Origin of the sequence: Paenibacillus dauci (assembly GCF_000971985.1) — a bacterium.
Lineage (GTDB): Bacteria > Bacillota > Bacilli > Paenibacillales > Paenibacillaceae > Saccharibacillus > Saccharibacillus dauci.
This window is the reverse complement of record NZ_KQ040798.1, coordinates 431,514-454,805: the sequence shown is the minus strand read 5'-3', so window position 1 is coordinate 454,805 and position 23,292 is coordinate 431,514. Positions and strand designations below refer to the sequence as shown.

At 47.7% G+C, this 23,292-nt stretch carries 22 protein-coding genes; 16 read left to right on the top strand and 6 right to left on the bottom strand.

All coding sequences use genetic code 11. The annotated features are described in order from the left end of the window. Positions 1–11 precede the first annotated feature (11 nt). The 5 genes from WH46_RS02000 to WH46_RS01980 all read left to right on the top strand — a co-directional run bounded on the left by WH46_RS02000 (position 12) and on the right by WH46_RS01980 (position 5,095). On the top strand, positions 12–839 hold the full coding sequence (locus WH46_RS02000) for an ABC transporter ATP-binding protein (protein WP_046225508.1): 828 nt from the start codon (positions 12–14) through the stop codon (positions 837–839). 141 nt (positions 840–980) lie between these two features. Next, positions 981–2,048 carry a nicotinate-nucleotide--dimethylbenzimidazole phosphoribosyltransferase gene (gene cobT / locus WH46_RS01995; protein ID WP_046225507.1) on the top strand — a complete coding sequence of 356 codons (1,068 nt, stop codon included), beginning with the start codon at positions 981–983 and terminating at the stop codon, positions 2,046–2,048. Continuing rightward, positions 2,048–2,623, top strand: coding sequence for a bifunctional adenosylcobinamide kinase/adenosylcobinamide-phosphate guanylyltransferase (gene cobU, locus WH46_RS01990; RefSeq protein WP_046225506.1), 576 nt, complete (start codon positions 2,048–2,050; stop codon positions 2,621–2,623). Before cobT ends, cobU begins: the two co-directional genes overlap by 1 nt. Then, entirely contained in the window at positions 2,620–3,507 is an 888-nt protein-coding gene (cobS, locus tag WH46_RS01985) for an adenosylcobinamide-GDP ribazoletransferase (protein ID WP_046225505.1), read from the top strand. The genes cobU and cobS overlap by 4 nt, the downstream gene beginning before the upstream one ends. A gap of 25 nt (positions 3,508–3,532) precedes the next feature. Further along, positions 3,533–5,095 (top strand): cobyric acid synthase, encoded by a 1,563-nt coding sequence (locus WH46_RS01980; RefSeq protein WP_046225504.1) that lies wholly within the window; start codon positions 3,533–3,535, stop codon positions 5,093–5,095. 181 nt (positions 5,096–5,276) lie between these two features. On the opposite strand, the gene WH46_RS01975 is transcribed toward WH46_RS01980, so the two are convergent. Beyond that, complete coding sequence (locus WH46_RS01975) at positions 5,277–6,971, bottom strand: methyl-accepting chemotaxis protein (RefSeq protein WP_017811457.1); 1,695 nt, start codon at positions 6,969–6,971, stop codon at positions 5,277–5,279. A 497-nt stretch (positions 6,972–7,468) separates the two neighbouring features. Between WH46_RS01975 and WH46_RS01970 the strand changes: the two genes are divergently transcribed. Together WH46_RS01970 and WH46_RS01965 are read left to right on the top strand one after the other, a co-directional pair. After that, positions 7,469–8,866 (top strand): L-cystine transporter, encoded by a 1,398-nt coding sequence (locus tag WH46_RS01970; protein WP_017811456.1) that lies wholly within the window; start codon positions 7,469–7,471, stop codon positions 8,864–8,866. A 353-nt stretch (positions 8,867–9,219) separates the two neighbouring features. Continuing rightward, entirely contained in the window at positions 9,220–9,972 is a 753-nt protein-coding gene (locus tag WH46_RS01965; protein ID WP_017811455.1) for a queuosine precursor transporter, read from the top strand. A gap of 109 nt (positions 9,973–10,081) precedes the next feature. Here the strand turns inward: WH46_RS01965 and WH46_RS01960 are convergent, their stop codons facing one another. After that, the gene (locus tag WH46_RS01960; RefSeq protein ID WP_017811454.1) at positions 10,082–11,170 is read right to left on the bottom strand and encodes a M24 family metallopeptidase; all 1,089 of its coding nucleotides are present in this window, start codon (positions 11,168–11,170) and stop codon (positions 10,082–10,084) included. Positions 11,171–11,410: 240 nt separating this feature from the next. On the opposite strand from WH46_RS01960, the gene WH46_RS01955 reads away from it, so the two are divergent. Both WH46_RS01955 and WH46_RS01950 read left to right on the top strand, forming a co-directional pair. After that, entirely contained in the window at positions 11,411–11,839 is a 429-nt protein-coding gene (locus tag WH46_RS01955; RefSeq protein WP_046225503.1) for a hypothetical protein, read from the top strand. Between the two features lie 14 nt (positions 11,840–11,853). Further along, positions 11,854–12,276, top strand: a complete 423-nt coding sequence (locus WH46_RS01950; RefSeq protein ID WP_017811452.1) for a VOC family protein — start codon at positions 11,854–11,856, stop codon at positions 12,274–12,276. Positions 12,277–12,393: 117 nt separating this feature from the next. Here the strand turns inward: WH46_RS01950 and WH46_RS01945 are convergent, their stop codons facing one another. Beyond that, positions 12,394–12,912, bottom strand: a complete 519-nt coding sequence (locus WH46_RS01945; RefSeq protein WP_017811451.1) for a DinB family protein — start codon at positions 12,910–12,912, stop codon at positions 12,394–12,396. 320 nt (positions 12,913–13,232) lie between these two features. Here WH46_RS01945 and WH46_RS01940 point away from each other — a divergent pair, with 320 nt between their 5' ends. The 3 genes from WH46_RS01940 to WH46_RS01930 are packed head-to-tail and all read left to right on the top strand — an operon-like array spanning position 13,233 to position 15,110. After that, complete coding sequence (locus tag WH46_RS01940; RefSeq protein ID WP_046225502.1) at positions 13,233–14,213, top strand: DUF4261 domain-containing protein; 981 nt, start codon at positions 13,233–13,235, stop codon at positions 14,211–14,213. Positions 14,214–14,221: 8 nt separating this feature from the next. Then, complete coding sequence (locus WH46_RS01935) at positions 14,222–14,719, top strand: hypothetical protein (protein ID WP_046225501.1); 498 nt, start codon at positions 14,222–14,224, stop codon at positions 14,717–14,719. A 19-nt stretch (positions 14,720–14,738) separates the two neighbouring features. After that, entirely contained in the window at positions 14,739–15,110 is a 372-nt protein-coding gene (locus WH46_RS01930) for a hypothetical protein (protein WP_046225500.1), read from the top strand. Positions 15,111–15,190: 80 nt separating this feature from the next. On the opposite strand, the gene WH46_RS01925 is transcribed toward WH46_RS01930, so the two are convergent. Beyond that, positions 15,191–15,643, bottom strand: coding sequence for a threonine/serine exporter family protein (locus WH46_RS01925; protein ID WP_269430591.1), 453 nt, complete (start codon positions 15,641–15,643; stop codon positions 15,191–15,193). A 13-nt stretch (positions 15,644–15,656) separates the two neighbouring features. Continuing rightward, the gene (locus tag WH46_RS01920; RefSeq protein WP_046225729.1) at positions 15,657–16,379 is read right to left on the bottom strand and encodes a threonine/serine exporter family protein; all 723 of its coding nucleotides are present in this window, start codon (positions 16,377–16,379) and stop codon (positions 15,657–15,659) included. A 515-nt stretch (positions 16,380–16,894) separates the two neighbouring features. Here WH46_RS01920 and WH46_RS01915 point away from each other — a divergent pair. The 3 genes from WH46_RS01915 to WH46_RS01905 all read left to right on the top strand — a co-directional run bounded on the left by WH46_RS01915 (position 16,895) and on the right by WH46_RS01905 (position 19,048). Then, entirely contained in the window at positions 16,895–17,611 is a 717-nt protein-coding gene (locus WH46_RS01915) for a DUF4241 domain-containing protein (protein WP_017811445.1), read from the top strand. A 173-nt stretch (positions 17,612–17,784) separates the two neighbouring features. Next, positions 17,785–18,222, top strand: a complete 438-nt coding sequence (locus tag WH46_RS01910) for an HD domain-containing protein (RefSeq protein ID WP_046225499.1) — start codon at positions 17,785–17,787, stop codon at positions 18,220–18,222. 148 nt (positions 18,223–18,370) lie between these two features. Next, positions 18,371–19,048: a hypothetical protein gene (locus tag WH46_RS01905; protein WP_046225498.1), complete on the top strand. Its 678-nt coding sequence runs from the start codon at positions 18,371–18,373 to the stop codon at positions 19,046–19,048. Between the two features lie 106 nt (positions 19,049–19,154). Here WH46_RS01905 and WH46_RS01900 read toward each other — a convergent pair whose 3' ends face one another. Further along, positions 19,155–20,141 carry a Gfo/Idh/MocA family protein gene (locus WH46_RS01900; RefSeq protein ID WP_046225497.1) on the bottom strand — a complete coding sequence of 329 codons (987 nt, stop codon included), beginning with the start codon at positions 20,139–20,141 and terminating at the stop codon, positions 19,155–19,157. A 319-nt stretch (positions 20,142–20,460) separates the two neighbouring features. On the opposite strand from WH46_RS01900, the gene WH46_RS01895 reads away from it, so the two are divergent. Then, positions 20,461–23,232 carry a PAS domain-containing hybrid sensor histidine kinase/response regulator gene (locus WH46_RS01895; protein WP_046225496.1) on the top strand — a complete coding sequence of 924 codons (2,772 nt, stop codon included), beginning with the start codon at positions 20,461–20,463 and terminating at the stop codon, positions 23,230–23,232. Positions 23,233–23,292 lie beyond the last annotated feature (60 nt).

The window sequence follows — 23,292 nt, the reverse complement described above, 5'->3', positions numbered from 1 at the left end:
GGAAGATTCCAATGACACCGATGAGAACGCAGCAGGATCAACATATCCAGAATGCAGCCCCTGTTATAGAGCTTCGTCAGGCTGGGAAAGCTTATTCGCATAAGCCCGTACTCCAGGATATTAATTGGCAGGTGCAGACAGGGGAATACTGGGGGATTATCGGTCCCAATGGCAGCGGCAAAACAACGATGCTCCAGTTAATCTCCGGTATGGAGAGGACGGACACGGGTACGGTACTACTGGAAGGCAGGGATATTAGCAGCTACAGCAGGCGGCGTATTGCCCGGTTCACAGCTGTACTGGGTCAGGAAGGACTTGCTCCGCTGCATTACCCGGTACGCGAAGTATTAACTATGGGCAGATACCCGTATCAGAGCTGGCTGGGCCGGGATGAACTGGATACGGCCGATGAGCTGATTGATCAGATTATGGAGCGTCTGGATCTGCGTTCGCTGGCTGACCGTCCACTGGATCAGCTGAGTGGTGGACAGCGTCAGCGAGTTGCTTTTGGCAAAGTAATGGCACAGCAGCCCAAACTGCTGCTGCTGGATGAACCAACGACGTATCTGGATATCGCCTATCAGATTCATTTTATGGAATGGTTGGATGAATGGCGGCGTGAATCGGGGATTACTATTATTGCTGTACTGCACGATCTGAATCTGGCTGCGCGTTATTGTGATCGTCTGCTGGCGCTGAATGAAGGACGAATGATCCAGACAGGCACTCCGCAGCAGCTAATGCAGGAAGAGACAATTCGTAGTCTGTTTCAGGTAGAGCCGGCGATTGTTCATCACCCGGATATTCATGTACCGCAGCTGCTACTGAAGCGTCAATAGCAGGGCAGCCCGATCATTATTTTCATAAGTAATGTCATCTTATTATATCAATGTAAATATGAAAGTCTGCGGTATTTCTATGGACTGGGATACCAGTGAATCATTGAAATGAGAGCAAACACAAGCAGGAGGAGAAGCATCATGGAACAGTTTATTCGAGAAGTATCTGAACGTATCCAACCTGTCCGTCTGGAGGTGGGCCGGGCAGCACAGCTGCATTTGGATCAACTAACCAAGCCGCCCGGAAGCCTCGGAATGCTGGAGAATCTGGCGGTACAGCTGGCATGTATTACGGGAGATGTCAAATCGGTCATACAGCACAAGACCGTAATTGTGATGGCCGCGGATCATGGGGTATGCGAAGAGGGAGTCAGTGCTTTTCCGCAGGAGGTTACCCAGCAGATGCTGCTCAATATGCTGTCCGGTGGAGCTGCGATTAATGTACTGTCTCGTCAGGCGGGAGCCGATGTGCTATGTGTAGATATCGGGGTGAAAGGCAATGTAGAGCATCCCGAACTGCTTAACCACAAAATTCGCCAGGGCACCGGCAATATGGCGCGGGAACAGGTGATGACACGCGAACAAGCGGTGCAAGCGATCGTAACCGGAATGAATATCGCTATCGAAGCAGCAGATCGCGGCAGTCAGTTATTTGTTACTGGTGAAATGGGAATCGGCAATACAACAGCCAGCAGTGCGATGCTGTGTGCCTTATCCGGCTTATCACCGGAAGAAGTAACCGGCCGTGGAACCGGACTGACAGATAGCGGACTTAAACGCAAAGCCAGCATTATCAGAGACGCGCTAGCTCTGCATCAGCCGGATGGCAAGGATGCGATAGACGTATTGATCAAAGTGGGTGGTCTGGAGATTGCCGGCCTGGTGGGTGTCATTCTGGGAGCAGCTTCCCAGGGCTGTCCGGTAGTACTGGATGGCTTCATCTCTACAGTAGCTGCTGTAGCTGCCTATACGATGGCTCCGCAGGTCAAAGGTTATCTGATCGGCTCACATATGTCTGCGGAGAAAGGTCATCGTCTTGCTCTCAAAGTGCTGGGAATACGTCCGCTGCTACAGCTGGATATGCGGCTTGGAGAAGGAACCGGCGGTGTGATCGTGCTGCATATGATTGATGCAGTCAGTCATCTGATGAACGAGATGTCTACTTTCACCAGTGCAAGGGTGTCCGGCGGTTCCGGGAATATGTCCTGATGAGCATATATCGCCATAACAAAGTGCTCGTTACCGGTGGGGCCCGCAGCGGCAAAAGTACATTTGCAGAACGTCTATGCGCTGCCGAACATTCACAAGCATGGTATATTGCGACTGCACAGGCTGCCGATGATGAAATGCGGGAGCGTGTACGTCTTCATCGTCAGCAGCGGCAGGAGAGCGGATATGCCTGGGAAATAGATGAGGAACCGATGAATCTGGCTGGTCTGCTGCGCCGCCGGGCCGAAGAAGATAATGCACCTGCACTGCTGATCGATTGCCTGACTCTATGGCTCTCCAATGTGCTGCTGCATTATGAGCATGATCCTAATGTACAGGAACAGGTGATGCGGCAGGTCGATGAGCTGGTTACTGCGATCGAAGCCTATCCGGGAGCCATCATTCTGGTGACCAATGAGGTGGGCGACGGAATTGTGCCCGCCTATCCGCTAGGCCGCTTGTACCGGGATCTGGCAGGTATAGCCAATCGCCGGATCGCTGAGGTCTGCTCGCGTGTATTTCTGGTGACGGCAGGTATCCCTATAGAACTCAAAAGCAGGGAATACCGATTATGAACAGGGAATTGGAAGCTGTTGCAGCTGCTTTTCAGTTTCTATCGCGTATTCCGGTACGGCTGGAGCTGGATTTTGGCAATGAGCTGCTGCGACGTAGTGTAAAATACTTTCCACTCGTCGGTTTGGTGATTGGAATATGTACTGCTGCCGGGGCATTGCTGTTTCAGTGGCTTCTGCCGACGGCACCTGCTGCTGTGCTAACTCTTTGTCTATGGATTGGCTTAACAGGCGCACTGCATCTGGATGGCTGGATGGACAGTGCGGATGGATTACTTAGTCACCGTTCGAGAGAACGGATGTTGGAAATCATGAAAGACAGTCGGGTAGGAGCCATGGGTGTAATCGCCTGTATCCTGCTGCTTGCCCTGAAAGGATCACTGCTGTATGCGCTGATGGCTACCAGCAGTAAGGATTCTACATATACCGTTTATATCGTTATGATTCTGCCGATGATCTGGAGCCGCTGGTATATGGTTAAAGCAATAGCCAGCTGGCCTTCAGCCAGGCAGCAGGAAGGATTGGCAGCTCTGTTCTCGGGTACCGGCCGCATGGAACGCAATCATGCGAGCTGGATCGCGATTGGGTGTACAGCTGCCGTAGCTGTAATCCTGTGGATGATACTTTCTCCGTCAGGCGAATGGATAGTCGATAATCATCTATCCGTATATGATGCCCATATGCACCTTGTTTTGACCGCTTCACTGCTCAGCTGTCTGCTCAGTCCAATCTGTGCCTGGCTCACCGGTGAATGGATGGCTCGCCGTGCAGCCAGACGGCTCGGTGGGTTGACTGGCGATATTTATGGTGCATTAAATGAAGGTGTGGAACTGATCGTTCTGCTGTTGATCACTATGATCTGGTATCAGTTCGGACTGCTGGGATAATGGCAAATCAAAAGGAGGCTGCAGGATGCGAAGGTCAATTATTATGCTGCAGGGCACAGCATCAGATGTAGGGAAAAGTGTAATCACTACCGCGCTCTGCCGTATCTTTACACAGGATGGCTGGAATACGGCCCCTTTCAAATCGCAGAACATGGCGAACAATTCCTATGTGACCCCGGATGGGAGAGAAATTGGGCGCGCCCAGGGCGTACAGGCCGAAGCCTGCGGCAAATGCGCAACGACCGATATGAATCCAATTCTGATTAAGCCTGTCCGGGATATGCATTCGCAGATTGTGGTGCATGGACAGCCTTATGCCCAGATGAGTGCGTGGGACTACCGGCAGGACTTTTTGCCACAGGCTCGTCCGCTGGTGATGGAGGCGCTGAACCGGCTGCGGGATCAGCATGATATGGTTGTGATGGAGGGAGCTGGCAGTCCCGCCGAGATTAATCTAAAAGATCGAGATATCGTCAATATGAATCTGGCAGGCTGGGCAGATGCTCCGGTGCTGCTCGTAGCGGATATTGACCGCGGCGGTGTATTCGCTGCAATCGTCGGTACGCTCGAACTGTTGGAATCCCATGAACGTGAACGGGTCAAAGGATTCATTATCAATAAATTCCGGGGTGATCTGGCGTTGCTTCAGCCTGGACTTGATTGGCTTCAGCAGCGTACCGGGATTCCGGTGATTGGAGTGCTGCCATACGAAGAGAATCTTCATCTCGAAGCCGAAGATTCCGTAGCCCTCCAGCGCAAATCCAGTGTTCCTCTGCCGGATCGTGAACTCGATATCGTCATTATTCACTACCCGCGAATATCCAACTTTACAGATTTTGATCTGCTGGAAGCAGAACCCGATGTATCTGTACGTTACGTCGATCATCCCGATCAGCTGGGAACGCCTGATGTTATTATTTTGCCTGGAACCAAGGATACCCTTGGTGATCTGGAATTTCTGCAGAACCGCGGTCTGGCTAGTTGTATCAAAAAGCAGCACACCCGGCGCTCTGTACAGTTGGTCGGCATATGTGGTGGCTATCAAATGCTCGGTAGGCATCTGCATGATCCGGCTGGCCATGATTCACCCTCTCCTCGAATGGCCGAGGGACTGGGTCTGCTTCCGGTCTCGACCGTATTTGCCTCGGCCAAGACAACGGTACAGGCAGAAGGTCACCTGAATACGGAATCTCCATGGTTCCAGCAGATGAAGACGCTGGCACCACCACTTTCTGTCAAAGGATATGAAATCCACATGGGTACTACAACGGTAGAGAACGGAGCCGATGTGCAATCCATGTTCCATCTACACCGGTTATCCGGTAAAGAAGGTAACCCTGCCACGATTGAAGACGGATGTATCTTGTCCGATGGCTCTGCCTGGGGAACCTACCTGCATGGAGTATTCGATAATGATCAGCTGCGCCGCAGTTGGCTGAATTTTCTCCGCCAGCGTAAAGGACTGGAGCCGCTGATCCAAAGCATACACGGTCAGACTCGTCGCGAAGAAGCTTTTGACCGCTTGGCTGATACGGTGCGCAAACATCTGGATATGAAGCGCATTTATGAAATTGCATCCGGACAATAACAATTGCCTATACATCTAGGTGAAAAGAATGCCAAAACATAGAACGCCACAAAATAAGAGCAATGAACGATTACACAGAATAGATACAAAAAGCAGCCACTTCCTTGGGAGAAGGGCTGCTTTTTATATTGTAGTTATCCACAACGTTATGATCGATCTTATTTATTTCTGTAAAGGTACCTTAGCTTACTTTGAACTTGCTGACTGCTTCCTGCAGAGAAACTGCCTGTTCGTTTAGCTCCTGCATAACTGCTGCATAAGCGAACATCTCCGAAGACTGGCGTTCCGTATTTTTAGCAATGCCTTTAATATTACCGAGTGCTTTCTGGGTAATCTCGGCAGTCTCATCCACCGAAGCACTCACTTGTTCAGAACTTGCAGACATCTCCTGGGTAGCCGCAGATGTGGATTGAACCGTCATGTTAACCTGCTGCATCAGCTCAACGAGCTGATTGAATGCTTCACCTGCCTGATGCACTAGCTGTGTACCGGATTGTACTTCCTGGCTGACCCGGTTCATGGATTCGGTAGATTTCAGGGATTCTTCACGAATTGATTGCAGAGCGGATTCGATCTGCTGCGCTGCGCCGCGTGATTGGTCCGCCAGATTGCGTACTTCAGCAGCAACGACAGCGAATCCGCGTCCATGCTCACCCGCACGGGCTGCTTCAATCGACGCGTTCAGCGACAGCATTTGAATCTGTTTGGTGATCTCGCCGATCGAGAGCAGGATCTGGCTAATCGCTTCGGAGCTGTCGATCAGGGTCTGTACGGACTGGCGTGTATCGGTAACAACCTGCTCGACCGAGCTCATCTGCTGGATAGCATTCTGGGCCATATTATTCCCGGTAACTGCACTGTCCGAGGCCTGTCCGATCTGGTCGGAAATATCAGCGGTGGACGAAGCGATATGCTGGATGCCATTGGTTATCTCTTCCATGGCACGGGCATTTTCGGTAGAAGAAGTCGCGATCATCGTACTGCCGCCTTCTATAGTACTGATGGACTCCACCGAACTATCGACCATTCGGTGCATTTTATTAATACGGGATGTGAGAGCTTCTGTCCCCATGGATACTTTCTCCGAGCTGTCGAGCACATGATTGACCATAGCGCGCAGATTCTCGGTCATCAGTCGGAAGCCGCGTGCCAGTTGGGCGATCTCGTCGCTTCCGGTCATTTTGATATCCTGCTGCAGATTACCTTCCGCTACGAGCCGTGTATGACGAACGAGTCTGGCGAGCGGCAGGGTGATTTTACGGCTGAAGCGGTAGGCAATCCATAGACATACGGCGACCGATACAATTGCCATAAGCAGTGTCATCAGTACCAGATTACGGGTGATACTATCAACGAAGCTTGCATCCATACTGGCAGCCACAAGAATCGAACTGCCCGGTATATGATAGTAATAAGTCACATGAGAACCGGCATCGGTTGTATACAGATCTGTTAACAGTTTTCCGTCTTTCATTGCTTGCTGAATATTATCGCTTAATTCTACGCTCTGTTCTTTTTTGAAATTTTTGGAGGCATTGGACAGTGCAGTAACAACGGCTTTGTCTTTGTCGACCCGGAGTACGTACAGATTATCCAGCTCATAAGCTTTGAGCTGGGAATCCAGATACGTCTCCAGCTTCATTGTCTCGCCGCTGTTGCCCTGGGCAGACTGCATGACCTGTGTATTATCGAGTCCTTTTAGAATCCCGTCCATCGCAATATTAAGCACCTGACGGAACTGTGGAACGACATTGTTATTGACCACTCCCCGGGTCATAACATAAAAGAAAATACTCATAACCAGACACACTGCAATAATCAGCAGGGCAAAGGTCACCATAATTTTACGGCTGATCGATTGATTAATTCGAAACATGCTGAATCCCCTCTCCATACCTAACAAGTCTGCAATTCGATACTGAAATTCATTTTGGATAATTAATATCCCTGAATTGATCCCCCGACGTGATAATAACTAACGCGACTTTTTACGATACATACTCCTAAGAAGTATAAAGACAGGCTGCCATTCATATGTATGCTGTGTGAGTATCTAGTCCTGGTTTTATTTGACTCCTTTCGACAATATATTGAGCTTATAACGATAAGATATTCTATAAAACTATGAAAAATGAACATTATAAGCAGATTGAACTATGATAAAAGGCATAAATAATTTCTTATTCTATATCAATTGACCATAGTTTGAATAGGTATTTTTGCGTATAAGTATTCAAAAATCTAAAATAAATATCAAAATAAGCAAAAATAAGGCGAAAAATAAAGATTAGGTATCACAGAATTAACACTACTTGTTTACTCGGGATTATGTTAGAATAAAAACGAAAATAGACAGATAAAGGGGAGAACATAATGCATGTATTTCTAGTTATACTTAACGTACTCATTCTGGCAGTACTGATCGGCGTGCTGATCTGGATGCAGAAGAAACATATTTCCTTTACGAAACGGGTATTTACCGGTCTGCTGCTGGGTATCGTATTCGGTGCCTTTCTTCAATTGATCTATACACCGGATTCCGAAGTGGTGTCGGATTCGATGGAATGGTTTAGCCTGGTCGGTAACGGCTATGTAGGTCTGCTGCAAATGGTCGTTATTCCACTGATTATGGTCTCGATCATCATGGCTATTCTCAAGTTGAGCGGCCGTCAGAATCTGGGTAAAATCAGCGGCTCGATCCTGGCTGTACTGCTGCTGACGACAGCGATTGCTTCCGCAGTAGGCATCGCATCTGCACTCAGTTTCCATCTGACAGCAGAAGGTATGCCGATTGGTCAGGTAGAACAAGAACGCGGAGCAGCTCTTCAGGAGCGTCTCGGTGAAGTGCAGGATAAATCATTGCCGGCACAGCTGCTGGAATTTATCCCGACGAATCCATTTGAAGATATGACTGGAGCACGTCAATCCTCCACACTGGCTGTTGTTATTTTCTCGGCTTTTGTTGGTGTAGCGGCTCTTGGCTTTATGCGTAAAAACCCTGCTCAGGGTGAAATATTCCGTAATTTGATGGAATCCATCTATGGTGTAGTTATGCGTATGGTAACGCTGATTCTGCGTCTGACTCCTTATGGAATCCTGGCACTTATTACCAAAATGGTTGCAACGACAAGTGGTCATGATATTCTGAATCTGTTCAAATTCGTAGTCGCTTCTTATGTAGCGCTGATTGCGATGTTCGTGATTCATATGATCATTCTGGCTATTAATGGACTCAATCCGGTCCAGTATGTGAAGAAGATTATTCCTACGCTGACTTTTGCATTCACTTCTCGCTCCAGTGCAGCGACGATTCCACTAAACGTAGAGACACAGACCCGCAAACTGGGCGTATCCGAAGGGATTGCCAATCTATCTGCAAGCTTTGGTGCGACCATTGGACAAAATGGCTGCGCCGGGATCTATCCATCCATGCTGGCGATTATGATTGCACCAACAGTGGGCATTAATCCGCTGGATTGGCAGTTTATCCTGACGCTGATCGCAGTAGTCACAATCAGCTCGCTTGGTGTTGCAGGTGTCGGCGGTGGAGCTACGTTTGCTGCACTGATCGTTCTGTCCACGATGAATATGCCGGTAGCACTGGCAGGTCTGCTGATCTCCGTAGAACCGCTGATCGATATGGGACGTACTGCTCTGAATGTGAGCGGGTCCATGACAGCCGGTCTGGTGAGCAGCCGGGTACTCAAGGAACATGACAAAGACGTCTACAATCATGAAGATCGCGATCTGGATACAGCTGAAGCTTCCTGATTGCAGAATTGATCTTGCTTAAGATCCGGTAGAATACAAGGCAAAGCGGCAGGCTGATGTGCCTGTCAATTATTCCTTTGTTGAATACTGCATTGTACGCGCCAATGCTAAACCGAGCAGGCATGCCATACGCATCCGAGGATGCAGCAGGCATGCCTGTTTTTTATCATGATACAGGGTTGTTAAGTAGGGAAAATTAATGCAGAACCGGGCTATCTACAATGTTGTTCAAAGGAACTGTTTTCCATAATATGTTGGCAATGTCGTATTCCTGTGATAAAGTAGAACAGGTTTTCCACAAAATTCCGCGGTTCGTAACCATCCCGCGTTATCAAAACTAGGGGGAAAGAGTAGTGCTCAACAATATAGAGTGGGGTATTTTGTTTGTTATTGTGAATTATGCGTTATTTACGATCTGTTATCGATTGTTTGGGATCAAGGGATTATACGGATGGATAGCAATTGCTGCTATTCTGGCGAATATCCAGGTCGTCAAAACGATCGAGCTGCTGGGAATTGTTACTACACTGGGTAACACGATGTATGTCAGTATGTATCTGGCAAGCGATCTGCTGAATGAACGATTTGGACCACGTGTAGCACGCAAAGCAGTCTGGTTCGGATTTTTCACTCTGATTGTAACGACGATTGTTATGCGGATGGCTATTCATTTTGATCCGGCAGTGGGAGTGGATGTCTCCCAGGAAGCGCTGGAATTGATTTTTGGTCCTCTGTCAACGCTGTTGATTGCCAGTTTGACGGCTTATCTGGTCAGTCAGTTCCTCGATGTTCGATTGTATAAATGGCTGCGCCGCCGTTTCCCGGCTCCGCATCAGCTGTGGATTCGCAATAACGGCAGTACAATGATCAGTTCGTTTATTGATACACTGATCTTTTGCAGTATTGCCTTTTTGGGGATGTATGAATGGTCAGTCTGGATCGAGATTTTCCTGACAACTTATATACTCAAATTCCTGCTTACTGCTGCAGGAACGCCTTTCCTTTATCTGGCTCGCAGTTTCAAGGTGCATGAAGAAGATCTTCCGCAGCTGATCCAGCCGGGACATCCTGCTGCCGAGCAAGAATTACCCTCATCGACTTCCTGATCCATAGATTCAAAATAAAAGACACATGATTGCATATCATCCATGCAGTCATGTGTCTTTTTTGGGCTATGGTTATTCAGTGTATGATCCAGTATTCGTTCTGCACCAATTAGCCGATAACGGTTAATTCTTTGGGGAAAGAAGACAGTACATCGACACCGTCGGCAGTTACGATTACATCATCCTCGATCCGTACGCCGCAGTGTCCCGGTACATAGATACCCGGTTCTACCGTGAACAGTACGCCTTCTTCCAGCACATTCTCATTGCCACCATGAACCGAAGGGTATTCGTGGGTATCCATACCAAGTCCATGTCCAAGACGATGGATAAAGCGTGGACCGTAGCCAGCTTCAGTAATCACATCACGTGCAGCCTTGTCGATTGAGGCAAAAGTAACCCCCGGACGTGTTGCACGAATCGCTGCTTCATTCGCCGCCAGTACCGTATTGTAGATGCGTCTGGCTTCCTCATCCACTTCGCCAATAGCAAAAGTACGTGTGATATCGGAAGCATAACCATTATAGAAAAGTCCAAGGTCAAACATAACCAGCTCGCCTGCTGCCAGTTTGCGTGTCCCCGGTACACCATGCGGTAGAGCGGTATTCGGTCCGGACAATACCATCGTGTCAAAAGCAGGCTTTTCTGCGCCCAGCTTTTTCATCTGGTATTCGAGCTCGGCAACCAATTCAATCTCGGTAATGCCGATTTTCACGCTGGAAAGACCGCGGCGCAGTACTTCTTCGATCTTCAGAATAGATTCTCTCATCCGCTGTACTTCTTCCGGTGACTTGCGTGAACGCATGCTGTTCAGCATATTGCCTACATCGATATACGACGTAGCATTGAGCTCAGCAGACAGCTGTTCGAACCGTGCTACCGACAGATGTTCCTTTTCCAGACCAAGATTGCCTACATTGCCATTGATGCAGTGCTTAAGGCGAATATAGGGATTATCCGTATCCGTATGGGTCTCAATGCGTTCTACACTGGATACGCTGCGCGCCTTGTCTTCGTCCAGCGCAGGCAGCAGCATAAAAGCTTCCTCTCCATCTGGAATAAATAATCCCAGAAAACGTTCATGTGGATCGCTCGCAAAGCCGGTCAGGTAGTATACATGTTTGGGATCGGTAATTAGCAGGCTGTCTACGCCGGCTTCTCTCATTAATCCACGCAGGGTGGCGATTCTGTCATCCATAGGTGCAGCTCCTCGTCATTATGAAATAGTGTAAAAGTAGTGTGAATCCTGTTATATCATTACCCGTAGCGGGTTCTATCACTCTTTCTATTGTAGCGGTTAATCCGGCTCAGGAAAAGCAGGTGACCGGATTCGCTTGACTGTGAGCAGAGAATGGAATCAGGATTGTGCTATAATAACCCCGGATGAAATAGAGCCGGCGCAAGTAGAGAATACAGCCAGGTAAAAGGAGGAGCAAAGATGCGGCTAATTCCCGAAAAGGTCCCTTTCCGCATATCGACTACTGATCTTGAAGTGATATATACCGAATCGGGTGGTGCGGTCATTCGTCTGGATGTGCAGACGCTGGATGATACCATACATAATCATTATCGCGAAATTCAATTGAAATTCAGCACAGTCGCTGAACTGAGATGTATTACATTGAACTTGTTTGAACAGTATGCGGGCACTATTGATATATCGCTGCCGAAGGGAGAAGGGGTAACTTACTGGCAACAATATGGTTATCCTTCGGATTCAGGCTTGTATCAAGTCCTGCCGTCCACAATTTTGGAGGAAAAAGAAAAGCTTTTCGACCCTCACAGCAGATTGAATCTGCACCATTATCTAATTGCAGGCTACGACAGTTACATAGAAATTATCGCTTCCGGCTATACCCAAACATAGGGAGGTTTTCACACATGAATCAGTCTATTGTTCATATTGCTCTGGTCGTTCACGATTATGATGAAGCTATCGAGTTTTATACACAAAAATTAAATTTTACGCTTATCGAAGATATTTACCAGCCTGAGCAGGACAAGCGCTGGGTAGTTGTCGCTCCTCCCGGCTCTACAGGCACAACGATCCTGCTGGCGCGTGCGTCCAAACCTGAACAAGAGCCTTTTATTGGTAATCAGGCAGGCGGACGGGTGTTTCTGTTTTTGAATACAGATGATTTCTGGAGAGATTATCATGCCATGCTAGCCCAAGGGATCCATTTTGTGCGAGAACCCAAAGAGCAAGATTACGGAATGGTTGCCGTCTTCGAGGACCTCTACGGCAATCTATGGGATTTACTGCAATTAAACGAAGATCACCCTATCGCCAGACGATTGGGATAATGGCAGAATGCCGATATCATGTATCCGCGAAGCAGTAGATTGTTCGTATACGACAAACAGCCCACCTGTTGTGATATAAGGTGGGCTGTTTGCAGATTTGAAAATAAAGACAGTTGATCAATCGGCAGCAGTCAGCGCTGCATGGATTTCTTTCATTTGTTCCAGATGGCGCTGCTCGTGAAGACCGATAAATTCGTTCCATTCTTCAAGAGTCAAAGGACCAAATACCGGATGGTTCATCGTTTTATGATGGAGATCTTCACTGCTCGCAGTCTGGATAGTCTCTTCCAGACGAGTACGTGAGCGATCCAGGCGGGCGCGAAGTTCAGTGAGTGTCAAATGCTTGTCTGCCGGTACCATGGCAGGTGGTGCAGGGATATGACGTGAACGATCCAGGGTCAGATGGAAAGACGGAGTAGCTGTCGCACCGGAGACCGGAGCCGGTGTCGGCTCATCTTGCTGAATAGTATGTGCCAGCCGATCGGTAATGGCAGTCTCCATCAGGTACAGATGCTCCATAACCTGGGCGATGGTCCATTGGTCAGGACGGGCATGTTCATTCAGGATCGGCTCATCCAGTGAACCGGCAAAATTCCATATTTGTTCGCGAACTTTGATTGTATTGGGATGCAGCATAAGTGTAGCCTCCTTTGATAAATAAACGCGTTAGTATGGATGGCGGTACATATATCCTATCGTTCAAAATGGTATAGCGTCAGGGAGAAATCCTGTATTGAATACAGGATATGGAGCAGCTGAAGCCCAAATAATAATCGTCCCTGATCTTACATACTTGTACAAGCTGATTTTGCCTGAAACATGGTCATTATACAATGATAAAAATCGCCATGTCATTATTTATCAGCTACAATAATTCAGAATAGCTATCAAGCGGGTAATAATAGGCTAGCTACTATAATGGAGAAGCAGATTAACCGATTGAAAGGGGTAAAAGGATGAGACCAACTAATTCGAACCAACCAGACCCGGAGGAACAGCAGCGTCTTGAACAGGATTATGGATATGCCGCCATTTATACGGCCAAGCTGTTATACAAGCAAAAACCGGTGATTGACCGTGAAGCTCTTTATGCCAAAATACAGGAATATACTGGACCGCTCAATACAGCTGAAGATCTGGAGGGTCAGGAAGAGACACTGGCTGTCTGGGAAGCCAGAGAATCCGTCAATGATAATGGAGAATCACAGGAGCAGCTGGAAGATCATTATCACTTCTTTCATCTGAATCATACGCTTGAATATCAGGAAGGACCGATGCCTGTCCAGACGGTATTGATGCCTTCGGTAAATGGTGTACATCCCGAAGAATATGAGACAGCGCTTCAGCAATCCTGGCATTGGCCGGAAGTGGCCGAGACACTGGCTGGCTGTTCTTACGAGATGATTCTTACTGATATGATGGCTCGGGGGATGCCGCATCAGCGCAGACTTCCGCTATTCAATCATGTGCTGCGCGCGATTCTGGAAGTGGTTCCTTGTGACGCGGTGTATTACAACGAAAGTGACAAGCTGGTGGATCCGCAGGCACTGCTTCAGGCATTCAGCCAGGGGCATGAATTGTATGGTGCGCTGAATATTCGTCTGTACAATATCCAATCGGATAATGGACGCCGGGAAATGGTCATGGACAGCCGCGGACTGGCTGCATTGGGCGTACCGGATGTGCAGTGTCATTTCTATGATATCGAGCCTGCAGAAGTGGCGCAGTTCCTGATGAATACAGCCGAGTATCTCTATCATCAGGGCGACATCATTGCAGACGGCGAGACGATCGGTATGCATGAGAATCAGCGCTGGAAAGTAGAACATCAGTATTCCCTGGTCGGACCGCGCCGGGTAGTACTGGACGTTGATCCAGGCGAAGCCTATTATGCAGGAATGCATGAATCCAATCGATCGTCCCGCAGTCAGGGATAGGCAGTATCATGGAATACTATAGATTGCGTTTTGAGGAAAGTGATGAGAATTATTACTTTGAAATTGACGACGACCGTACCGTATTGCGTCAGGTAATCGAGGATGAGGAGCGCTGGGTCGTTTCCAGCCGTCCGGATGAGGAACTTCATTTCTGCCTGTATGATCAGGACTTTGACCAGAGCATGGACGGGGCGGATGGAGAAGATATTTCACAGGAAGAATTTGAACAGGTATGGACGCAGGCTATGAAGCCTTATCGCAAAGACTGGAACAGCATCAAAGCCCATTATAAGCCGGGTGACAAGGTAACCGGAGTGGTAGAGGTAAGCTATCCACAGGGAATTATTCTGAGTCTTCCCAATGATGCTTTCGGCATTGTAGCCGATGATGAATGTGCCCAGTTTGTTCCGGTAGAGCATCGCTATCCCGGACATATGCTCAAGACTGTGGTGATCGGTTTTGATGAAGTTAACGGTTGGGTGGAGCTGTCCTGTCGTCCAGGCTGAGTTCAAAAGGGGGATGTATATGCAAGAAACAGCGATTCATCATTTGCAGACTGTACTGCAAAACGGTTCGCTACTGTCTCCGGATATGTGGGAGCAGCTTGATATTGAGCGGTATCTGGAATACCGGGACAGTGCGGATTTTGATACCGCATGGATTCAGGCTTATCAGCAGCTGCGTCGGGAAGGGCTGAAGCCAGCAGAAGAAGAGCGGGTACGGGAGTGGAGCCGTCAGGCTTTTGATCAGGTTATTCGGGCATCCGGCAGCAGTGAGCTGGCAGCTTATGTCAGTGATGATATGGATCTGGTCTTCTGCGCTTATCTGCTTGGACTGGATCACGAATTTATCCGGGAGCTGGCAGGCCACTATGAACAGGGAGAACTTCCGGTCTAATTATCAGGATGCAAGTACTTGTATATTGGGCCATATCCAAGGACATATTACGTCTCAGACCAAATACGCCGTGCAGCCCCTTAACGGGCGGCACGGCGTATCATTTGATTGAACACTTCGGATAGTACAAGTCCCAACGCGATCGAACCGGAGATCATCGATGCCTGGGCAGCGAGCTCGGTTGCAGCCGTGTAATGATTTTCCACAAAGGATCGCATTGCATTATAAGCCAGTCCACCGGGAACCAGCGGAATGACTCCTGCCACACTAAAAATAATGACCGGTGTCTTGTAAATACGCGCAAATACCTGGCTGATTCCGCCCACAATAAAAGTAGCCATGAGGGTAGCTCCTACCGGATCAATATGCTTGTGCAGCATGACATAGACGATCCAGCCAAGCATGCCGGCTACACCGCACTGCAGCAGCGAACGCCTTGGCGCATTGAATATAATGCCAAAACCGGCGGTGGCGATAAAGCTGGTAATTAACTGAGCCAGCATAGTAGGCATAACTTCCTTTCCTGAATCTATCGATTTATCCCGGTCAGACGAATGTCAAAATAATGGCGACTCCTGCTCCGATCGCAAAAGCCGTAAGCAGTGCATCGGCACCTTTGGAGATGCCCGAAACGAGATGGCCTGCCATCAGATCACGTATCGCATTGGTAATCAGCAGCCCTGGAACGAGCGGCATAACAGATCCGATAATAATTTTATCCAGTTCATTTCCCCAGCCATAGCCAATAAACAGAGAAGCCAGCAGCCCGATAATAAAGGCGGCACACAGCTCCGCAAAAAACTTCACCTGCACCCATTTGTGCAAATAAAGCATGGTGGTATATCCTGCCAGGCCTGCAACGAGAGAAGGGATAAAATCTCCCCAGCTGCCCTGAAACATAATAGTAAAACAACCACTGGAAATCGCTGCAGCCATCATTTTCATCCAGGATGAATATTCTGCAGGACCGGCTTCAATCACCTTGAGCAGTGGATAGGCTTCTGCAGGTGTCAGCTGTCCGCTGCTGATTTGCCGTGAAATAGCGTTTACCTGGGCGATCTTGTGCAGATCGGTTGTGCGTTCGGCGATCCGTGCGAGCCGCGCGCTCTCGGCGCCGGTGATCGAGAACATAATAGCAGTAGGTGTCACATAGCTGTGCGCACCCGGCAGCCCGTAGGAAGTGGCTATACGGGTCATTGTATCTTCCACGCGGTAGGTTTCCGCGCCGCTTTGCAGCATAATCTGACCGGCCAGCATACAGGTATCCATAATTTCATTGATCGCCCTGCTGAGGGTTGTCGGTTCTTCCAAACTCGTTCTCCATCCTCTCTCTTGATGACTCATCTATCACATTATGCGCGATACCGGAAAATCATTCAATAACTGTTATACCCACATCATGCAAAATATTCTTTCTTTCTTCTTTTGTCGGAAAAAGGAGATTTAGCGCACGAAATAAACATAATAGATAGCCTGTTGTCGATTTCCAAAAATGAACAATATATTTTTACGAATATGTCATAAAAAAATGTTCCTTCTGCGTTGTAGAAGGGTATAATGATACTTAATCTACTATAAAGCGAGTGGCGTCATCTCAAATCATACGTAAATATCCGACGTTATTATACGCGATAGTTGGAGCGGCATACTGCCTAATGTGGTAGCACGGAGACTGTGAACAATGATTTACAGTCGATGAATTGCTGTTCTGCTGTGCAGATCTGCCTTGGTTACATGACATGTTGGCGTGGCATACTATCATACTGCTGAGGGAGGAAAGAAAGATGGACAAGGTTATGCATGAGAGTAAGGTACTGGAGGAAGTGTTCGGGGAAGGTGTTCACCTGGAACAGGTCAAATTCTGGAGAGGCCAGAGACGTAATCTTGCTTTTTATACCAAGTCTATCGGGGAGCTGCGCGTGACCACAGGCAAAATTGTGGCCGATGATCCATACAGCCTGATTGAATCTACCCCATTTGTGCAAGTGTTCCCCAAAGGATCTTTCCCTGTCGAGTTGTCAATTGCCCGCATTACCGATCCGGCTGTATACAAGGAAGGCCGGGAAGATATGGTGGATGAGCGTATTGCCTTCGTACGTGTAAGGTTCAGCGATGCTCCCGTAGCTCGCTGGGCAGGAGCAGAGCGCGAATTCAGCCCGGAAGCAGATCCGAATAATCTGTATGAACAAGCACGCTGGGGATATGCCGTTGATTCCGGAACCGGCAGTCTGCTGGATGCACAAGCTTATCAATGGTTATCCGAACAACAGGAAATGGACAACCCTGAAGTCGCTCAGGAGCTGATGGATGCGTGGGAATCGGCAGCGATCGAATCATTCCGTCCTTCACGCAGCTGGCTGGTTACGGAGCTTGAGACTGGAGATAACATTGCTTTGTTCTCCAGCGGATTTGGCAATGGCGTATACCACAGTTATATCGGATACGCTGAAGATGGAAGTCCGGTACAGCTGGTCACCGACTTTAACGTATATCCGGATTGATAATTTATGAGGACCGGTACTGGTTGCTGGTCTGTCCGAGCGATGTTTACTAAGAATACACCAATCATATAGACTGTTTTTAGCCGGATGAGCTGATTCATCCGGCTAAAGCTGTGTAATAACTAAACAGGCAGAGTTTTTCGACTATTTAAATGTAAAGGATGTGAGTACTGATGAGTAACCTGGAAAGAGCTATTATTCTGGCCACCCGTGCGCATTCCGGACAGGTTGACCGTTCGGGTCAACCGTATATTCTTCATCCGCTGCGTGTGATGCTCAAGGTGAGTTCCGAAGAAGCGCGTATTGTTGCTGTACTGCATGATGTACTGGAGGACACAGATGTTACTGCTCATGATCTGGCGGCCGAAGGATTCTCCGAAGAAATCGTAGAAGCTGTTCAGGCGATGAGCCGTCATGAAGATGAATCCTATGAAGACTTTGTTCTTCGTGCCAAGCAGAATTCCTTGGCTCGTACCGTAAAAATGGCGGACATCGAAGACAATATGGATCCTTCACGCAATGTGGAGCCTTCCGAAAAGGATATGGAACGCCTCAGTAAATACGGTAGAGCACTGGATGAGCTGATGACCGAGACAGAAAGCGCACGTTAAAGGAAAGAGAATTGCTTGAATAAAAGCAATTCTCTTTTTTATTTTCAAAAAAATCCCAATATGTATTGGAATACTATTCATTAATATACTTTATATCCGATATTAATAAGGTGGCTTATTAACTACATATCAAAAGGGGATATGAGAAATGAAATTGAAGATTAGTATGATTGCATTATTTACAGTAGTGATGTTAACTGCTTGTGGGCAAGAAAAGCAAGCAGCAACAACGCAGCCTGCAGCCAGTACGGAGACAGCAGCAACTACAACAGAAAGTACAACGACAACTACGGAAGCAGAAGAACAGCCAGCAGTAGAGCAAGCTGCAGAAACAGCACCAGAAACAGCACCTGAGCAAAATACGTTTGCTGATGCGATGGTAAATCTCGTTCCTTATATGACAGAGAATCAGGGAGAGATGTCTCAGCAGACGTACGATTACATTACTGCACATCCTAATCAGTTCCCTGCTACAACAAGTGCAGATAAACAGGAAGTCAAAAATGCAGTAGACTCCTCGGTCACTTCCCGTCATATGTTCAAAAATGTAGCTCCTTATCTGGATAAGATGGTTACCGTCAGCGGTAATGTAGTAGAAGTATCCGAAGAAGAAACAGAAATGGGAACAGTCGCGTTCGTTCATCTTGCGGATGAATACGATAACTCTGTAACTGGAGTATACCTGGGCTCTACAGGAGATTTGTTGGATGGTGACGATGTTACGGTCAGAGGCGTACCGGTTACTACCTATTCATTTGAAAATGTGGGCGGAGGAACAACGAATGCAGTTATGCTGGCGCTGTCCACTGTGCAAAAAGACAAGTAATTACTATTCATAAATCATAAATGTAATCAAAAAAGGAAGGCTACCCACTGAGGTGTAGTCTTCCTTTTGCATTCTGTAAAAAGAATAATGAACGCTGATTGGTTATTCATTTGCGGTCAGCCGGATAGACAAGTCCCAACTGCTTACGGGCTTCTTCCATAATCTCGGCTGTAATCAGGGAATGTTCCCATGAATTGATACTGGATTCCTGCCGACCTTCAGCGATAAGATCAAGGAATTCACGAATCTCGTAATACATTGGTGGTTCGTACTGGGTCACATGCAGCTCTTCTGTATAACCGCCGCGATATGTCATTACGATCTGGTTGGGTTCGCTGATCTTGTCGATCCGGATACTGCCCAACTCGCCCTGAATCTCGGATGGAAGGGAAGAATCGGTGATTTTGGAATACATCACTACTGCGTCCATATCATCATAAGAGACGACAATACTGCCTTCACCATCGACGCCTGATTCCAGCATAACGCCGGTTGCTTTGATCGTGTTGGGACGGCCGAATAAGGCGACCAGTGGATAGATACAATAGACGCCAAGATCCATCAATGCACCGTTGGAGAATTCAGGTTTGAAGGCATTCTGGATATTGCCTTCCTTATAGGCATCATAACGGGAAGAATACTGACAATAGTTGGAGAAATAGCGACGAACCTGTCCCAGTTTGGGCAGACTGTTACGCAGTGCGGTAAAGTTCGGCATCATCGTCGACTTCATCGCTTCCATCAAGACTACCTTGTTCCGTCGTGCTGCATCAATAATCGCCTGTGTCTCTGCAACATTGGAAGCCAGCGGTTTCTCGCAGAGCACATGTTTGCCATGATCCATACAGAGTACAGCCTGCTCTGCGTGCAAAGAGTTGGGACTGGCGATATAGACGGCATCGACCTGCCCACTGCCAAGCATCTCCTCCAGATCCGTGAACAGATGATGGATTGCATGTTTGCGACCGAACTGCTGAGCGCGTTCCGGTGTGCGCGAATACAGTGCAGTCAGTTCAAAATCATCATTGCGTTTAGCGGCTTCAATAAATCGTTCTGTAATAAAGTTAGTACCAATAATACCAAAGCGGACCATACCATCGTCCTTTCTATAAATGTAATCAATATATAATCTTGTCCAATCTGTTCCATTCATCATGGCGTACCGTCTAATTATACCCGACTTGAAGGGAACCTGACAAAGTGTTCTTCGTAATTGCGTGGGTTTTATAGATACGGCGATTCAGAACGTCTGCAAAAGCAATGCGTCCTGTTGGCAAATGTGGTGTAAATAAGGAATAAAAGCTGGTTTTTTGCCCTTATTCCAATTATTATTGGATGTAATCTGCACGTTAACTATTTCATTTCGTTTTGAGACCAATAGATGGAGTCACACTACAGGGAGAGAGGCATTTTTGAAACAGAATCATACAGAATTATTGCTGCAGCTGATTTCAGAAAGTGTTTTGCAGGATTCATTATTTACCAATTCACCGGATGGTATGCTGATTCTGGATCATGCCGGTGTGCTGGTTCGTGCGAATCCTGCTATTCGGCATATGACCGGTTATCACTTTGAAGAGCTGTATCTTTTTACAGAGAGTCATCTGCAGTCCTGTCGCACCATTCAGCCGCTGCAGACTTCAATCAGTCAGGCCTTGTCAGGCACAGCTTCAACGATAGAGCTGGAAGCACTTCACAAAAATCGCTCCAAAATCTGGATGCAAATGACATTTACTCCGATTCAGCATACGGGAGAGATGATAGGCATCTATGTGATTTGCCGGGATATTACTGCGCAAAAAAAGATGGAACAGCAGATCCGACAGAGTGAAAAAGATTTCCGGCTGATTTCCGAGCATTCCCTTGATTTTATTTCCAGACATATGGCCGACAGCAGCGCAACCTATCTGTATGCTTCACCTGCCTGCAAAACGATACTCGGTTATGAACCGGAAGACATCATTGGCAAAAGTGCATATGACTTTTTCCATCCCGATGATATCCATGTCGTGACCCGTTATCTGGAGCAGATTCTGCATACAGAAAGCTCGTATACCGTCTCTTACCGCATCCGTGCCAAAGAAGGTCATTACGTGTGGATCGAGAGTACAGGCCGCTATAGCTACAATGAGCAAACCGGTGAAATTGAAGAAATTATAGCGGTATCCCGTGATATCACCGATCGCAAAAAATCCGAGCGTCGGCTCAAGGAAAGCGAACAGCGTTACAAATCGCTGTTCGAGTACAATCCGGCGAGTGTATATTCGTTTGATCTGGAAGGGAATTATACATCGAGCAATGGCAACCTGGCGCTGCTGCTGGGTTATCCACTCGAGCAGATCATGGAGATGTCCTTTCATAACATTATCGTACCGGAAAAAGTGGAAGATACGAACCGGCATTTTGAAGCTGCGCGTAGTGGTATTCCGCAGAATTACGAGACAACCGTAGTACACAGTAGCGGCAAAGTTATCGATATCAGTGTGATTAACGTACCGATTATCGTCGATTCCGAGATTGTGGGTGTCTACGGAATAGCCAATGATGTAACCGAACGCAAAGAATATATTCGTAAACTGGAAAAGCTGGATTATGAACATGAGCTGATCCTCAGCTCTGTCTCGGAAGGCATATTTGGACTCAACAAAGAAGGCAAAGTCATGTTCACTAACCCGGCGACCCTGTCCATGCTGGGATTTTCCCAGAACGAATTCAATGGACATTACAGCCACCATATTATTAACCCGTCTGCACCAGGTGGAGTACCGTACTCCCCGGAAGAGTGCCCGATTTGTGCAACGATTCGGGATGGTATTCCTCGTTCCATCAAAGAAGGAATCTTCTGGAAAAAGAATGGTTCCAGCTGTCTCGTGGAATATAACGTGAATCCGATTATTGATAAAGACCAGATTCAGGGCGCCGTCATTGTATTCCGCGATATTACCAATGAGCGCGAAGTACTCCGTCAAAAAGAACTGGCTGAACAGGCAGCTTCGGCCAAATCCGACTTTTTGGCCATGATGAGCCATGAGATTCGTACACCCATGAATGGTGTACTTGGAATGACCAATCTGCTGCTGGATACCGAGCTGACAGAGACTCAGCAGGATTATGCCGAGATTATACGAAGTAGCGGGACGTCGCTGATGCGGATTCTGAATGATGTTCTGGATTTTAGCAAAATCGAAGCAGGAAAATTCTCACTCGAACCCGAAGAGTTTGAACTGGAGGCGCTGGTTGAACATGTTGCCGAACTCTTCACCCCTAGCGCCATGGAGAAAAAGCTTGATCTGTCCTGGTACGTAGCACCTGGACTGCCGCGCAGAGTGGTGGCTGATCCGGATCGGCTCCGCCAGATTCTGAGTAATCTGGTCGGCAATGCCATCAAGTTTACGGATAAAGGAACGATTGGTATTATTGTGGACAAACTCTATGAAGACAGCGACAAAAAGCAGTTGATGCTGGAATTCATCGTAGAAGATACGGGTGTAGGAGTAGCAGAAGACAAGAAAAATCTGTTGTTCCAATCCTTTTCCCAGCTGCATCCGGCGTTAAACCGTAAATACGGAGGAACCGGGCTGGGTCTGTCCATATGCAAAAAGCTGATTGAGCTAATGGGTGGCACGATTCAGGTCGAGAGCCGCGAAAATGTAGGTTCGATTTTCCGCTTTATCCTGCCCTGCAGCTGGCTGGGTGCAGAACATTCCAACAAAGTGGAAGCAGAACAGACGTCGGATCTAGATCTGGAATGGATCAGTCATGATCAGGTAGATGTATCCGATCTGTCTATCCTGATCGCTGAAGATCATCCGGTGAATCAGCAATTGATGGAAGATATTATCCGCAAATTTGGCTGCCGTGTAGATACTGTCAGTAATGGGGTAGAAGCTTATGCCGCTATTGTACGACATCATTACGATCTGGTGTTCATGGATATACAGATGCCCATGATGGATGGCATCGCGGTCTCCAATCTGATTCAGCAGCTGCTGCCACTGGAAGCCAGACCATCGATTGTAGCTGTGACGGCCAATGTCGGCAGTGATATTCAGGCAGCATGTCTGCGCAGCGGTATGATTGATTTTATTATCAAGCCGATTCATCCATCCGAGATTCACAGAGTACTGGTAGAGCAGCAGAATAGACAGCAAGCTCCAACTGCACAAAATGATCATATGCACTAATAAAGCATGTATACCACCTAATGCGCCTGTCGCTGGTTTTTGAGAGGAAAGATGTTCTAT